Here is a 15,780-nt window from a genome sequence, read left to right on the forward strand (position 1 = left end):
GCATATAAATTTAGTTTATAACGACACCCCAAGTTCTTCAATGACCGATTTGGGCATTTCTTTGCTAGGCTAAAGCGAGTCAAAAGAAATATTTGGAGGATTTATGTCTACGGTTCTTACTTCGGTTTCCGGTTTCCCGCGTATTGGCGCTAATCGAGAACTAAAAAAAATTATTGAACGCTATTGGAAGTCTGATGCAACTCTTGATGAAGTTCGTGAAGAGTCTAAAAAATTACGTATAAAGCATTGGAGATTACAAGCAGAAGCTGGAATCGATTTAATCCCAAGCAACGACTTTAGTTATTATGATCAAGTTTTAGATACTGCAATTTTGCTAAATGCTATTCCAAAGCGATATCGTGAGTTAGATTTTGAAAATCCTGAAGATACATTGTTTGCTATCGCGCGAGGATATCAAGGTGAGCATGGCGATGTAACAGCTTTACCAATGAAAAAGTGGTTTACAACAAACTATCACTATATTGTTCCTGAAATTGATAATCCTGAAGAATTGCGTTTGATTGGTACAAAGCCATTTGATGAGTTTATAGAAGCTCGTAATCAAGGTTTAGAAACTAAGCCTGTGCTAATTGGCCCTTATACTTTCTTCAAGCTAGCTAGAAATTCTAAAGCCGAAGAATTAGTTGCAAATGCTTCGATTATAAATGCCTTAAGCAATGCGTACGCTGATATCGTTAATCGTTTTTCGCATATTGGAGCATCATGGTTGCAATTTGATGAGCCATATTTGTCTATTGATAAAGAAGATGGCGATATTCAACTTTTCAAATCTCTTTATGAGCAGATTCTAAAATCTCGTTCTGGAGATGCAAAAGTATTACTTAATACTTATTTTGGCAATATTGCTGATATTTATGAAGTTGTAAATAATCTTGGCTTTGACGGTATAGGTCTTGATTTAGTAGAAGGTAAAGAAGAAAATCTTGCAGCTTTAGATAAATATGGTCTTAATGAAGAAACTACTCTTTTTGCGGGAGTTGTAAACGGACGCAATATTTGGCGCAATGATTATGCAGTTAGCTTAGGTCTTATCGATGCATTGCGCGCTAAAATTACGAATAAACTTGTTGTTTCTACTGCATGCTCGTTATTGCATGTTCCTTTTAGTACTTCTGGCGAAGAGGCATTGGGTGAAGATGTATTATCTCATTTCGCTTTCTCAGTAGAAAAATTGCAAGAATTGCATGATATTTCTCAACTTGCTTCAACAAGTGACGAAGATCGTAGAGTAAGCAGTGTTCTTGCTAAAAATCAAGCTTTATTTGACGGTTCTCGAGTACAAGCAGACGCAGATGTTGCCAATCGTTTGGCTAATCTTAAAGAATCTGATTTTGTGCGTGAGCCTGAAAGATCTGAACGTCAACGTTTGCAAAAGGAAGCTCTCGGCTTGCCTGATTTGCCAACAACAACTATAGGCTCATTCCCTCAAACAAAAGATATTCGTAATGCTCGAGCTTCTCTACGAAATGGTGAGATTACTCTTGAAGAATACAATGAGTTTATTCGCAAGAATATTTCGTATTGCATTGCTCATCAGGAAAGAATTGGATTAGATGTGCTAGTCCATGGAGAATTTGAGCGCAACGATATGGTTGAGTATTTTGGCCAGCATTTAAACGGATTTAAGTTTACTAAAAACGCTTGGGTACAATCTTATGGCACTCGCTGCGTGAAACCTCCAATCGTGTGGTCTGATGTTTCTAGGAAGGAACCAATTACAGTAGAATGGAGCTCTTACGCTCAAAGCTGCACGAAGCACGTTGTTAAAGGCATGCTTACTGGTCCTGTAACGATTCTTAACTGGTCTTGGCCTCGTGAAGATATTACGCACGAAGAGCAAACTCAGCAGCTTGCACTCGCTATTCGTGATGAAGTATTAGATTTAGAGAGAGCTGGGATTCGTGTAATTCAGATCGACGAAGCTGCTTTGCGTGAAAAGCTTCCTCTTCGTAAGTCTGATTGGCATAAGAAGTATTTGGATTGGGCTATTCCTGCCTTCCGCTTAGTACATTCTGCTGTATCTGCTACTACGCAAATTCACACGCATATGTGCTATTCAGAGTTCAACGATATTATTCGCGATATTGATGCTATGGATGCGGATGTGATTTCTTTCGAAGCTTCTCGTGGCGACTTAGTTGTTCTTGATGCTATTCATGATGCTCATTTTGAAACTGAAGCTGGCCCTGGAGTTTACGATATTCATTCTCCACGCGTTCCAAGCAAAGAAGAACTTGTGGATCGTATTCATGAGATTTTGCGTAAGATGCCTGCGGAAAAATTGTGGATTAATCCTGATTGCGGTTTGAAAACTCGCGGTAATGCTGAAACTTGGCCTAGCTTGGAAAATCTTGTTGCTGCAGCTAAAGAAGTTAGAGCGCAATTGCAATCAGATAAGCAATCTCAGCAATTAAGCCAAACAAGCCAAACAAGTGATATCTAATAGGGGGTGAGTGATGCATTACAGACCAAAGTTTTCTTTGGAAGTTTTTCCGCCTAAACGCACATCTCCTATAGGTACTATTTATGACACCTTAGATGGCTTGAAAGGACTTGATCCAGATTTTATTTCGGTTACTTATGGTACTGGAAAATTGAAAGATCGTACTGCTACTGCGCGAATTGCTTATACTATTCGCTCTGAATACGGTATTGACGCTGTTGCTCATTTAACTGCTAGATATCTTGATTATGATGCTGTTGATGAAGCCTTAGAAATGTTTGATAAAGCTGGTGTTTCTGGGGTTTTGGCATTGCGCGGAGATGCAGTTGCAGGTCAGGAAGATGCTGGAGTTTTTGAGCATGCTAGCGATTTAGTATCTTATATTCGTTCCAAGCGTCCGGATTTGCCTATTTTGGGTGCATGCTATCCAGAAAAGCATCCAGAAGCTAAGAGTTTGCAAGAAGATATTGATAATCTTAAGCGAAAAGTTGATGCTGGTGTTACGCATTTAATTTCTCAACTTTTCTACGATAATCAGGATTTCTTGCGTTTTCGTGATTTAGCTCGCGCTTCTGGTATTGATGTTCCAATTGAAGCTGGAGTTATGCCTGTTGCCAATGCTTCACAGGTTAAGCGTATGACAACCATGTGTTCTTCTCGCATTACTGCTCCAGTATATGCGATGATGGATCATTGGTCTGATAATGCAGATTGTTTACAAGATGCTGGTACTATTTTTGCTTCTCAACAAATAAATGATTTGGTTGCTGAGGGAGTAGATGGTATTCACTTGTATACTATGAATCGCCCTGGTGTTGCGCGTAGAATCTGGTCTAATGTCAAGCCGCTTTTTACGAAAATTATTTGATAGTTTTAACTAATATTATTTGATTGTTGCCAACGCGTTCATAAGTGTTGGCAACAATCGTTTCGTAATGAGTTTTGCATTTAGATTGCAAAATATTTAAATTAGTCTTTTATTGAACTATCGATAACTTTATAACCGTGTTGAGTTAGTACAGATTTTAGCTGTGAAAGATACGCGTGAGATGCTTCAGAAAGTTGTGTTCTTTCATTCTTAATCCAACCTACTAGCATTGTTTCATCGCATTCTAGAGGGATAGTAACAATCTTTTCATTATTAAGATCGCCATTATCTATTCCTGTGCAAACTGTGTATCCGTTTAAGCCAATAATGAAATTCAAAATAGTAGCGCGGTCAGTTACGTTTATTTTTTTAGGAGGATGATTTGGCAACACAGCTTCTTCTGCAAAGAAGAAACTCCCATCTTCTCCTTGTTCATATTGTATAAAAGGATAAGGCTTCAAATCCTCAAGACTAAGGCTTGTACGGCTTGCCAAAGGATTGTCTCGCGAAAGAAATACGTGAAGATTAGCTCTGAAAAGTGGATGAAATTCGAGATGCTTTTCGCGTAACATCTTACCAATAACATCCTTGTTATAGTCTGAAAGATAAAGCAATCCTAAATCTGCACGCATATCTGTGACTTGATTAATAATAGTTTTAGTGCGTGTTTCTCTTATAGAAAATTCATATTCTTCAGAATCTAAACTGCGAATCATTTCCACAAAAGCTTCAACAGCAAACATGTAATGCTGAGTTGCAACACTGCATAATTGTCGCCGAGGCTTTACGCTTTTATAACGTTCTTCTAATAAATCAGCTTGATCTAAAACTTGGCGAGCATAGGTAAGAAATTCTGCTCCATCAACTGTTAAAGCAATACCTTGAGAAGAACGAGTAAAAATCTCGATTCCTAATTCTCGCTCCAATTCTTTTACTGAGGAACTTAAAGCTGGTTGGGAAATATAAAGTTCATGTGAAGCTTCGTTCATAGATCCGCATTCAACGATTTTCACAATGTACTTTAATTGCAACAGCGTCATACTATTCAATGCCTTCCAAGTTGTAATTCATGAGTTGTTATTACAACTATAATCTAACGCCTAGCGATGCTAAATCTTTACGAGCTTGCTCTGCAGTAGTAAAAACAAAGCCATGCATGCCAACGTTATGAGCTCCATCAATATTTGCTGGCTTATCGTCGAAGAAAACAGTTGTTTGTGGATTCAATCCAAATCTACTTATAGCAAGTTCAAAAATTTCTGGTTCTGGCTTATGTAAATGCTCAACGCCGGAAATAATAGTTCCTTGCAAAAGAGTAGAAAGTTCTGGGAATTTACGTAACGCAAGTGGGAAAGTTTCTCTTGACCAATTCGTTAAGCCCCATACGCCGTATCCAGCTTCACGTAAATCGTGCAATAAATCAACCATTCCAGGCATTATTCGCGTCAAAACTTGATCATAATGAGCACAATACCAGCTGAAAGCTTCAGCGAGTTCACTTCCAAAACGGTGTTCGTATTCCGGCATAAGATCTTTCAAAAGTTCGCCGCCGTCCATGCGATCTTCAAACTCGTAGAATCCGGCTAAATCGTCCTTTCCAAAGCTCCCATTAGGGCAAATTGTATCAACCAAATTTGGGAACTGCTTTTGCAAGCAATTTCGGCAATTCCACTCGAGTAAAACTTTGCAATAGTCAAACATAACATCGCGGATTTCAACATTTTGTTCGTTAGTCATTTGTTATCCTTTTGTGTATTTTCCTTTGTACTGTATGGTTTTTATTTTATTTTCTTTTAAGTTTTATTGTATTTTTGCGTTATTTCATATTAATAAGAATCCCAAGAATATATGGGAGCGCATTAATAATATCGCTTGCTACAATTGGATGATCTAAAGTTGAAGTATCATTTGATTCCACTATGTCTTTTGCTAGTTGAGTGTAATTGTTCTCGCTGTTGATTCTAGATGCTAATGATGCTGAAATTCCGTGGATAACAGCTGCGTTCGCTGCAATAAAAGCATAGTTTTCGTTTTCTGCGTAATTTTCTGTGCTATTTTCCGCGTAGTTTTCTGTGTTATTTTCCGCGTAATTTGCGCTATTTTTATTATTTTCCGGATTGTTATTGCTTTCGCGTTGCGCTAATAATGCTCCTAGAATTCCTGCCAGTACATCTCCTGAACCAGCGGTTGCAAGCCAAGATGGAGCGCATTTTGCAATATAAATAGGAGAGTGTAGTTCTGATGGTGATGCAACTGCTGTTGTTGCGCCTTTAACTAGCACAGTTGCTCCAGTAAGATCGGCTGCTTTTTGAGCGTACTCAACAGGATTTTTCAATATTTCTTGAGCGCTTATTTCTAAATCGTATCTAGTAAAAAGTGAGCTTAATTCGCCTGCGTGTGGAGTGAGAACTACTTTTGTGCAAACCTGTTTTGGCAGTAAATCTAACGCTCCAGCATCTACGCATATTGTTGGAAGATTATCTTTTTGACTTATTGATTTTTCTATTGATTTTTCTTTCGAATTATTATTTTCTTTTGCGTATTGCGCAAGAATACTTGCAATGTATTTTCTTTGATTTGCGCTAGTTTCAGTATTGCAATGATTTGCATCTGGTATTCCGGATCCAACTGTTATGGCGTCGATTTTTCCGTTCAATTGTTCCGATGCCACTACTTCTGGAGATGTTTGTAATACTAAGTTTTGTGCGCGAAGAGGGCCGGCATAACGAACCATTCCAATATTTGCGTGGGCTGCGGCACTTGCGCTTAATATTGCAGCTCCAGGATACTCGTTAGAACCTGTGACTAAGCCTAGAACACCGCGCGAATACTTATTGTAGAAAGGCTCGGGCTTTTTTAGACATTTGCTTGCATCTTTTGCTTCTACGTTAAGAAGTTCACTCATGATTACGATTGTAGTGAATATCTGGGATTGTTATTTGCTGTTTTTATTGGTTGATTTTTCATTTGCTATATACACTATTTATTAGCAGAATGCAAGAAAAATCGAATTATATCAAACAAAAAAATCGCGACACGCCAATTTGGAGAAAAATATAATAAATTTTCAAAATTTCGTTGACCACGTGCAACTTTTTTTCTATGCTGTAACCGTTATTGCTAACGATAATCTTTCCTAATTACGAGTGGGAAGTAATGAAATATAAGTGATAACAGATATATTCCTGAGAGATAATTCCTGAAAGGAAGATAGTGAAAACTTATAAGTTTATAGCCGCAGCAGCAGCTGCTGCATTGATGGCAACATGCTTGGGTGCTTGCGGATCTAATTCTAAGAGCGCTGATCAAAGCAAAAAGGGTAATGAAGTAAATGTAGTTGCAACAACCACACAAATTTGCGATTACGTAACGCAAATTGCTTCTACAGCTGATGCAAATTCTGGTTTAAGCCTTAATAAGACCGATTCTCAGGGCAAGAAGTCTGTAATCGGAGCTCCTCAAGATAAAGCAAAGTCAACAATCAATTTGACCTGCTTACTTGCACCGAATGCTTCTGCTCACGAACATGAAATGACGCCAGCTCAGTCTAAAGCTCTTTCTAAGGCTGATTTAATGCTTGTTTCTGGCGTTGATCTCGAGCACTTCTTAGATCAGGCTGTGGAAGCAACAGGCTTCAAGGGCACTATGGGTGTTACTTCTGGCATTTTAACTGCAGATGAAATCAAGGATCCAAATGCGCAAGCTGCTAAAGAAAAGGATCTTCCATACAAGATTGATCGCGGTATTGCTAAAGTGCATGCTGAAAAGTGGCCATTCCCTCCAGAAGAAGGTGAAAAAGAGCCTGAATTCCAATATGATCCACATATTTGGACGAGTACTAAGAACACGATGATTCAGGTTAAGAATATCGGTAATTTCCTCGGTAAAGCTCTTCCTGGAAGCAAGTCTATTTTCGATGAACATGTTGAAAAATTCGTTAAGGCTTTGACGGACTTGGATTCATGGGCTACTGAAGCTTTGAACAGCGTGCCACAAGAGCATCGTGTTCTCTTCACTTCGCATGATGCTTTCGGTTACTTCTCTCGCGATTACAATGTGAAGTTCATTGGTGCTGCACTTTCTGATTTCAACAGTCAGCAGGATGCTACTGCGGATCACATTAAGAAAGCTGCAGAAGCTGTTAAAAAGTCTGGTGCTGTTGCTCTTTTCGCTGAAAATTCCAACAATTCCAAGTCAATCAAGGCTGTTGCATCTGCAGCAGGCGTGAAGGCAATTATTGGTGATGATGCGCTTTACGGAGATTCTCTCGGACCAGTCGGATCTGCAGGTGAAACTTATATCGGTTCGATCGTTCACAATGTTGAAACATTGGTGAAGGCTTGGAATGGTAAGGTTCCTGATTTACCTGATTCAGTCAAAACAGCATTGAAGAAATAAAATAATTAAAAAGGTTAGAAAACAGTGAATAAGAGCGTCCTTGCAATGAAAGATTGCGACCTAGCATACGGTTATAAAACTGTAGTGACTGGGATTAACGGCAGTGTAGAAGCTGGAGAAGCTTTGGCTTTAATTGGCCCAAATGGTTCTGGTAAAACAACGTTTTTACAAGCCATTATTGGCATTGTGCGCGTAAGTCGTGGCGAATTGCGCATGCCAAAAGCTATTTCTATTGGTTACGTGCCTCAGCAAGTTGATCTGGATTTGACCTTCCCAGTAACTGCTAGGCAAGTTGTCGCTATGGGCTTAAGCAGACAAACCGGTTTCTTAGGGATTTTAAAAAAATCTCAAAAAGCTGCTGTTGAGGACGCTCTTAATCATGTTGGTTTGCTTCATCGCGCAGATGTAAGATTTGGTGATCTTTCTGGAGGTCAGCGTCAGCGAATCCTACTTGCTCGTGCTATTGTTGCACATCCAACGCTTATATTACTTGACGAGCCATTTAATGGTCTTGATGAGCCGAATCGTAAAGAATTACTTAATATAATGAAATCCGCTAAAAAAGAGGGTATTTCATTTGTTGTGTCTACTCACGATTTGGTTATTGCAGATGCGATTTGTGAAAAAGCTTTGCTCTTGTCTGGAAAGCAGATTGCTTTTGGTCCTCTTCGTGAAGTAATGACTAAAGAAAATATAACTCTTGCTTACGGAGGTAGTGTTCCTGCAGATAGTGCTGGTCTTACGCTTTCGCAAATAGCACAGGAGGATTCTAAGTCTGATTCTAAGTCTGATTCCAAGTCTGATTCTAAGTCTGATTCCAAGTCTGATTCCAATGCTGATGGAAGCTCGCAGTTGTTAGAGGATTGATATTAATGATTGCAGAATTAGTCGAGGATTTAAGGCAAGAGTTAGAGCCAATACCGGGATTTGACTTTATAGCTTCCGCTCCTAATATTTTCCGCGCTTTTTGCCTTCTTATAGTACTTTCTATAGCTAGCGGAATTGTTGGCGTATTCGTAAATTTAAGATGTGCTGAATTTAATGCTGAAGCTATTGTTCACGGTATTTCACCTGGAATAGTAGTTGGTGCTTTATATGGTGGCATAAATCAAATAATTCCAGGAGCTTCAATTTGCGCAATATTTTTAGTTGCAGCATTGGTTTGGGCGTCTAGATCTACTCGTATTAATGAGTCTGTTATTGCCACTGTACTAACAACTTTCTTTGCGATTGGCGTAGTGATATCTCTTAAAAAAGGCGATATGTCTGGTCAGCTTGAAGCTTTGATGTTTGGGCGATTAACTGATGTTACTAATGAGCGTATGACTCAAGCTATGTTAATCTGCTTATTTGCAATTCTTGTGATGATAGCGACTTTTAAGCAGCAAATTATTGTTGCATTTGATCGTGCTAGCGCTCCGCTTATGGGAGCTAATACTTTAGTCGCTGATATTGTGCTAAACGTTGGTATTGCAGCCGTTGTAGTTTCTGCATCTTCAGCTGTTGGTGTTCTTCTTGTTATTGGATATCTTATTATTCCAGGAGCTAGTGCTCGGTTGGTGTCTCGTACGATAAGCCATATGGTTGCTGTTGGTATTGCTGTTGGTATTGCTGGAGTAATACTTGGAATGTATGTTATGAATCTTGAATTGGATCACCCTATTTCTCCGCAAGCTGCAGTTGCTTTAAGCATATGCTCAATGTTTGTAGTAGTTCTTGTACTTAGATGGTGTTTCCGATTTATTTCATCCCTAATTCCAGTGCATAAAACTCATGCTGATGATGCAGATATGCAAGCTATCACAGAATCTTCTAAAAAGTAGGGGAATTATATGGTAAGTATTTGGCAAGTTATTGCTCTACCTATAGTTGAGTCAATTGTTGTTGGAGCATTGTGCGGTTTTGTGGGATCTTTAGCATTGTTAAATCAGCGTATATTCTTCACAGAATCAATTACTCATGCTGCTTTTCCTGGTGCTGTTTTAGGTGTAGTTTGTACTTCTATGTACACGATTGATCAAAATATTTTGTCTCTCGGGTTGTTTATTGGAGCCGCAATTGCATGCGTTGTGCTTTCTTTTGTAATGCACGCGCTTTCATGTATTAAAGGTATTTCTTCACAAGCTGCAGCTGGAATTACGCTAACTGTTGGTTTTGCTAGCGGATACTTTTTAAATAGATGGTTTGCTCCACTTCCATTGCGTATTGAAGGATTTTTGACAGGATCTTTGATTAATTGCACTCCAGCAGATGTTATTTCAGCAACTGTTGCTTTTTTGTTAGTTTTATTAATTTGGATTTTCAATGTTGCTAATCTTGTGCATTGCTCTTTTGATCCTATTAATTACCGTGCTTCTGGCGGAAGATCTGGCTTTATACAAGTAATGGTTCTTGCGTTAATTATTATTACTGTTTCAGTAATTATCCCAGCAGTAGGTACTGTTGTTTCAGTATCTCTTATCGCTGCTCCCGCTGCAGCATTAAAGGGGAGAATCGCGTCTATAAATAAATTCGTACTTGCATGCGTAATTTCTTCTATTGCTATTTCAATTACAGGATTAGCGCTATCAGTAATATTTAAACTTTCGGCTGGTGGAACTATTGCGATTGTAGCTGGATGCTTCTTTGTAATAGTTAAAATTGGTGAAAGCATTTTTATAAAAATTAATGATTTTTTGTCAAGATTGCAATTGCAGCGCGAAAAAGCATCTGAAAACGCTATTTAGTAAAAGCGCTTTAAAAGTCGCTCTGTTGTCCTAAAGTATCAATGAATTGCGCGTGAAAAATGCGCGCGATTGACGTCGTTTTTGCGCGTTTTATTTATGTTTTAATCGCGTAAGTTTATCGACGCCACACAGGTCCAGGTCTGCACATTAGTAACGCAAGACCCCGATAGAAAAGGACAATTATGGCTGAAAATACCATCTCCATCACCGTAAACGAGGAACGCAAGGAGGTGGATGCAAGCTTCACTGGCGTTGAACTTTTCGCGGAAGATAAGAATATTATTGCCGTGCGTTTAAATGGCGAGTTGCGTGATTTGTACACGCCTCTTCATGACGGCGATACCGTGGAATCAGTAGCCCTTGATAGTGAAGATGGCATCGCAATCATGCGTCATTCCGCTACTCACGTGATGGCTCAAGCTGTTCAAGAAATTCGACCAGACGCAAAGTTGGGCGTAGGTCCTGTAATTAAAGACGGCTTCTACTACGATTTCGATGTTGATACTCCATTTACGCCAGACGATTTGAAGCAAATCGAAAAGCATATGCAGCGCATTATTAAAGAGTCTCAAAGCTTCCGTCGTCGCGTTGTAACTGAAGATGAAGCGCGCGAAGAAGAAGCAAATCAACCTTATAAGTTGGAGTTGATTGGAGATAAGGAAGCTGCTCTTGATCCAGCTGCTGCTGGCGAAATTAGCAAGCATGAGCTTAGCATGTACGACAATTTGGATCGCGAAGGCAATAAAGTCTGGAGCGATTTGTGCCGCGGACCTCATTTGCCAAACACTCGTTATATTAAGGCTTTTAAGCTCGAGCGTGTGGCTGCAGCTTACTGGCGCGGTTCGGAGCATAATCCTATGCTTCAGCGCATTTACGGCACTGCTTGGCCTAGCAAGGAAGAGCTTAAAGCTTATACAACTCGCATGGAAGAGGCCGCTAAGCGCGATCATCGTAAGCTTGGCCAAGAGATGGATTTGTTCTCATTCCCAGATGAGATTGGTCCAGGCTTAGCAGTGTTCCATCCAAAGGGTGCTGCAATTATTAACGCGATGGAAGATTATTCACGTGAGCAGCATCGTAAGCATCACTACAGCTTCGTACAAACTCCTCACATTACTAAGGGCGGCTTGTACGAGACTTCTGGCCACTTGCAGTGGTACAAGGATGGCATGTATCCTCCAATGAAGCTTGACGAAGAGCGCGACGAAAACGGTAACGTAACTCGTCAAGGTGCTGACTACTACTTGAAGCCAATGAATTGCCCAATGCATAACTTGATCTTCAAGTCTCGCCAGCGTTCTTATCGCGAACTTCCTTTGCGCTTGTTTGAGTTTGGTACAGTGTATCGCTACGAAAAGTCTGGCGTTGTTCATGGCTTAACTCGTGTTCGTGGATTGACTCAGGATGATTCGCATATTTACTGCACTCGCGAGCAGATGCGCGATGAGTTGAAGAGCTTGCTTAACTTTGTGCTTGGTCTTCTTAAAGACTTCGGTTTGAACGACTTCTACTTGGAGCTTTCCACTAAGGATGAGCACAAGTTCGTTGGTTCCGACGAGATTTGGGAAGAAGCAACTAATACTTTGGCAGAGGTTGCTAAAGAGTCTGGTTTGGAACTCGTGGACGATCCAGGTGGAGCTGCATTCTACGGCCCGAAGATTTCTGTGCAAGCTCGCGATGCGATTGGCCGCACTTGGCAGGTTTCTACTATTCAGCTCGACTTCAACTTGCCTGAGCGCTTTAAGTTGGAATACATTGCAGCTGATGGTAGTCACCAGCGTCCTGTGATGATTCACCGCGCACTCTTTGGCTCTATTGAGCGTTTCTTCGCTATTTTGCTTGAGCATTATGCAGGCGCATTCCCAGCATGGTTGGCCCCAGTTCAAGTAACTGGCGTTCCTGTTGCAGACGAATTCGCTCCACACTTGCAAAAGTTGATTAGCGATTTGGAAGAGAATATGGTTCGTTGCGAAATGGACAGCTCTGACGATCGCTTTGGCAAGAAGATTCGTAACGCTTCTAAGTCTAAGGTGCCTTTCACTTTGATTGCTGGCGAAGAGGATGTGAACAACAATGCTGTGAGCTTCCGCTTCCGCGATGGCAGCCAATTGAATGGTGTTCCAGTTGAGCAAGCTAAAGAGTGGATTTTGTCCATTATCAAGCAGCGCGTTCAGGTGAATACCGCAGAAGATTTCGAGCGCTACACTAAGTGATTTAAGTTAGCTAGGTAATTTAAGCTAGCTAGCTTAAATCTAAATGTAAGCTTAAAACTAAATGTAAGCTGAATCGTAAATAAAAAGCCCACACTTCTTAGCGTTGTGTGGGCTTCTTACTATCTTCTTACAGCCGATTGGCTAGTATGGTTGGCTAGTATGGGATTGTTTATTGAACCCGAGTTTTACTTGCTTGATTACGCTAGGAAGGTTGCATTCAATGTTGGAATCATTACGCATTGGGTTTAAGCGCGTTATTTCTCCTATTGCAAAATTGCTAGTGCGACTAGGCGTAAGTGCTAACTGTGTAACAATTGTTGGCACAGTAGCAGTAGTTATTACTGCTTTTATAACAGCTTTTACTAATCAGCTTGTTATTGGTGCCATATTTTTAACTATTTTTGTGCTTGCAGACAGCTTAGATGGTTCTGTTGCATCTTTAACAACAGGCGGCACAAAATTCGGTGCATTTCTTGACTCAACGCTTGATCGTATTGCAGATTGGTCGTTATTTATATCAGTCTGCATTTGTTTGTATAAAGCTAACGAAAAAGAAATGTGCACATGGATTCCAGCTCTGAATGGAAACATAATAAAATACGTAGGTTTGTTAAGTTGTTTAATTGCTCTTATGGGAGCTTTCGTAACTTCATACACTCGCGCTCGCGGTCAGTCAATAGATGTAGATCCTAAAAAAGGCTTAATTACTCGTGCAGATCGCGTAGCTGTTATTCTTATCGCTATGTTTTTTGCTGGCCTAACTCGTCAACTTATTTTGTTAAGTTTAGCTATGATTCTACTTGCTATAGGCGGTATCGTTACTGTTATTCAGCGTATTTTTGAAGTAAATCAAGGTCTTAAACAAAAAGTAAAGTAATATTTGTCGTGAAAGCGCAATAAAATCGTTTCGTTTGATTAACTGTACGTTTTAGGAGTATCATGTCAGGTCATTCCAAGTGGGCGACTACAAAGCACAAGAAGGCCGCTATAGACGCAAAGCGCGGCAAGCTTTTTGCCAAGCTTATTAAGAACATTGAAATCGCTGCACGTTTGGGCGGTGGCGATCCTGATGGTAATCCAACGTTGTATGATGCCATCGTTAAAGCTAAAAAGGCTTCTATGCCTGCAGATAACATCAAGCGCGCTGTAAAGCGTGGTTCTGGTGAAGAAGCTGGCGGCGCCAACTACGAGGAGATTGTTTACGAAGGTTACGCTCCTGCAGGTGTTGGTTTGATTATCGAGTGCCTTACTGATAACCGTAATCGCGCTGCTGCTGATGTTCGTTCAACTCTTACCAAGGGTAATGGTTCTTTGGCAACAAGCGGTTCTGTGAGCTTTAACTTTGAGCGTAAGGGCTTGATTGAAGTTCCATCTGAAGGTGTTGATTACGATAAGCTTTTCGATGTTGCAGCTGAAGCTGGTGCTGAAGATGTTGCTGATGATGGCGATGTGTATTCTGTATACACTGGTTCCAGTGATTTGGTAACAGTTCGTAAAGCTTTGCAGGAAGCTGGTTTCGACTATGATTCTGCAGATATCATCATGCATCCAAATAATGAGATTGAATTAGGTTTTGAAGATGCTCAGAAGGTTTCTCGCTTAATTGATAATCTCGACGACTTGGACGATGTTCAGAATATCTACAGCAACTGGACCGCTTCAGATGAAGTTATGGCTCAGCTTGAGGAAGCAGAATAGTTTTCTATGATGATTTTGGGCGTTGACCCCGGGCTTACTCGCTGCGGGGTCGGCGTGATTGAAGCCGGCGTTTCGCGTCGGCTTTCTTTTATTCACGTCGATGTATTGAGATCTGAGCCAGATCTTTCTCAAGATTTGCGACTTTTAAAGATTTATAACGGATTAGTTGAAAAGATTGAGCGCTTTTCACCTGATGTAGTATCTGTTGAACGCGTTTTTGCTCAAGAAAATCGAAATACCGTTCTTGGTACTGCGCAAGTTGCTGGACTTGCCATGCTTGCAGCAGCTCAGCGCAATATTCCGGTTGCTTTGCATACTCCTACTGAAGTTAAACTTGCTGTAGCTGGTAATGGTAAAGCAGATAAAGCACAAGTAGAACGTATGGTTGCTAGATTACTTGCGCTTAATATTCTTCCAACTCCTGCTGATGCTGCAGATGCCTTAGCTCAAGCTATTTGTCACGCTCTTCGTCCTGAAGGCGCGCTGCAAGGCGGTGAGCGTGAGCAACATTTAACTTCAGCGCAAAAACAGTGGGCTTTAGCTCAGCGCGCGGCACATTCCAAATCTAGTGTCTCCCGAGGTATGTAGGATATCTATAGAACAGATGTTCTACTTGTTTGTATTTTATTTGATAGTTTTAGTAATTCTTTAAAACTATCTATAAAGTATTTACATTAGATTTTGATTACAAATCAGAAAGGTTAGCGCTGATGATTGGCATGCTAAATGGGGTAGTAGAGTCAGTTGATTCTCGTTGTGCGCTTATAAGTGTTTCTGGTGTCGGATATGAAGTTTATATGCCTTCTACAGATTTAGCATCTTTGCATGAAGGGCAAGAAGTTAGAGTGTATACGTCTTTGCAAGTAAGCCAAGAGGCTATTACTCTTTATGGTTTTACTAATCAATCTGCTAAGCGTATTTTTCTTCAAATCCAGCAAAAAGTTAGTGGAGTTGGGCCTAAGGTTGCTCTTTCATTATTATCTACATTAAGTGTTAATCGTTTAATTCAAGCAATTAGCGATGGCGATATTGATGCTTTATCATCTGCTCCTGGATTAGGTAAAAAAGGTTCTCAAAAGATTATTTTGGAGCTTAAAGGTTCGATTGATATATCTAAATTAGACGAATATGATTCCTCCAAAGGTGTAAATCGTAATATTAAAGATTTTGACAATTCCGGAATAAGCAAGGTTATTGAAGGGCTTATGTCTTTAGGATGGAAGCAGTCAGATGCTCAAAAAGCTGTAGAAAATGTTTGCAATATAAATAATATTTCTTTGCCAGTTAACGATTCTGATATTCCGAATATTTTGCGTATGGCATTGTCTTCGCTTGATAGAGGTAGGTGATATAGATGAGTTTTGAAGAAAATATTTCTAGTGGTATTTCTAATACTAGTGGTATTTCTAATAG

14 protein-coding genes are annotated in these 15,780 nt (G+C 40.1%); 11 read left to right on the plus strand and 3 right to left on the minus strand.

Annotation, left to right across the window (positions count from 1 at the left end; all coding sequences use genetic code 11):
* Positions 1 to 103 precede the first annotated feature (103 nt).
* Positions 104 to 2,464: a 5-methyltetrahydropteroyltriglutamate--homocysteine S-methyltransferase gene (metE, locus tag HXT51_RS00275; protein WP_421776505.1), complete on the plus strand. Its 2,361-nt coding sequence runs from the start codon at positions 104 to 106 to the stop codon at positions 2,462 to 2,464.
* Positions 2,465 to 2,477: 13 nt separating this feature from the next.
* A complete protein-coding gene (gene metF / locus HXT51_RS00280; protein WP_103084989.1) occupies positions 2,478 to 3,332 on the plus strand; it encodes a methylenetetrahydrofolate reductase [NAD(P)H] in 855 nt (284 codons plus the stop codon).
* Between the two features lie 101 nt (positions 3,333 to 3,433).
* Here the strand turns inward: metF and HXT51_RS00285 are convergent, their stop codons facing one another.
* From HXT51_RS00285 to HXT51_RS00295, 3 genes are all read right to left on the minus strand, one after another.
* Complete coding sequence (locus HXT51_RS00285) at positions 3,434 to 4,372, minus strand: LysR family transcriptional regulator (protein ID WP_103084990.1); 939 nt, start codon at positions 4,370 to 4,372, stop codon at positions 3,434 to 3,436.
* A gap of 46 nt (positions 4,373 to 4,418) precedes the next feature.
* A complete protein-coding gene (locus tag HXT51_RS00290) occupies positions 4,419 to 5,069 on the minus strand; it encodes an HAD family hydrolase (protein WP_421776506.1) in 651 nt (216 codons plus the stop codon).
* A gap of 79 nt (positions 5,070 to 5,148) precedes the next feature.
* A complete protein-coding gene (locus HXT51_RS00295) occupies positions 5,149 to 6,237 on the minus strand; it encodes an ADP-dependent NAD(P)H-hydrate dehydratase (protein WP_421776507.1) in 1,089 nt (362 codons plus the stop codon).
* Positions 6,238 to 6,590: 353 nt separating this feature from the next.
* On the opposite strand from HXT51_RS00295, the gene HXT51_RS00300 reads away from it, so the two are divergent.
* The 9 genes from HXT51_RS00300 (at position 6,591) to ruvA (ending at position 15,716) form a co-directional block, all read left to right on the plus strand.
* Positions 6,591 to 7,730 carry a metal ABC transporter substrate-binding protein gene (locus tag HXT51_RS00300; RefSeq protein WP_374703774.1) on the plus strand — a complete coding sequence of 380 codons (1,140 nt, stop codon included), beginning with the start codon at positions 6,591 to 6,593 and terminating at the stop codon, positions 7,728 to 7,730.
* A gap of 45 nt (positions 7,731 to 7,775) precedes the next feature.
* Positions 7,776 to 8,597 carry a metal ABC transporter ATP-binding protein gene (locus HXT51_RS00305; protein WP_421776784.1) on the plus strand — a complete coding sequence of 274 codons (822 nt, stop codon included), beginning with the start codon at positions 7,776 to 7,778 and terminating at the stop codon, positions 8,595 to 8,597.
* A 5-nt stretch (positions 8,598 to 8,602) separates the two neighbouring features.
* Positions 8,603 to 9,553, plus strand: coding sequence for a metal ABC transporter permease (locus HXT51_RS00310; RefSeq protein ID WP_421776508.1), 951 nt, complete (start codon positions 8,603 to 8,605; stop codon positions 9,551 to 9,553).
* A 9-nt stretch (positions 9,554 to 9,562) separates the two neighbouring features.
* Entirely contained in the window at positions 9,563 to 10,456 is an 894-nt protein-coding gene (locus HXT51_RS00315; protein WP_103084996.1) for a metal ABC transporter permease, read from the plus strand.
* 182 nt (positions 10,457 to 10,638) lie between these two features.
* Positions 10,639 to 12,669: a threonine--tRNA ligase gene (gene thrS, locus HXT51_RS00320; RefSeq protein ID WP_421776509.1), complete on the plus strand. Its 2,031-nt coding sequence runs from the start codon at positions 10,639 to 10,641 to the stop codon at positions 12,667 to 12,669.
* A 220-nt stretch (positions 12,670 to 12,889) separates the two neighbouring features.
* Positions 12,890 to 13,546: a CDP-alcohol phosphatidyltransferase family protein gene (locus tag HXT51_RS00325; protein WP_421776510.1), complete on the plus strand. Its 657-nt coding sequence runs from the start codon at positions 12,890 to 12,892 to the stop codon at positions 13,544 to 13,546.
* A 62-nt stretch (positions 13,547 to 13,608) separates the two neighbouring features.
* Positions 13,609 to 14,367 (plus strand): YebC/PmpR family DNA-binding transcriptional regulator, encoded by a 759-nt coding sequence (locus HXT51_RS00330; protein WP_103084999.1) that lies wholly within the window; start codon positions 13,609 to 13,611, stop codon positions 14,365 to 14,367.
* A 6-nt stretch (positions 14,368 to 14,373) separates the two neighbouring features.
* Positions 14,374 to 14,955 (plus strand): crossover junction endodeoxyribonuclease RuvC, encoded by a 582-nt coding sequence (ruvC, locus tag HXT51_RS00335; RefSeq protein ID WP_103085000.1) that lies wholly within the window; start codon positions 14,374 to 14,376, stop codon positions 14,953 to 14,955.
* 122 nt (positions 14,956 to 15,077) lie between these two features.
* Entirely contained in the window at positions 15,078 to 15,716 is a 639-nt protein-coding gene (ruvA, locus tag HXT51_RS00340; RefSeq protein WP_421776511.1) for a Holliday junction branch migration protein RuvA, read from the plus strand.
* Positions 15,717 to 15,780: the final 64 nt, after the last annotated feature.

The organism is Gardnerella sp. KA00255, assembly GCF_049244095.1.
GTDB classification, from domain to species: domain Bacteria; phylum Actinomycetota; class Actinomycetes; order Actinomycetales; family Bifidobacteriaceae; genus Bifidobacterium; species Bifidobacterium vaginale_F.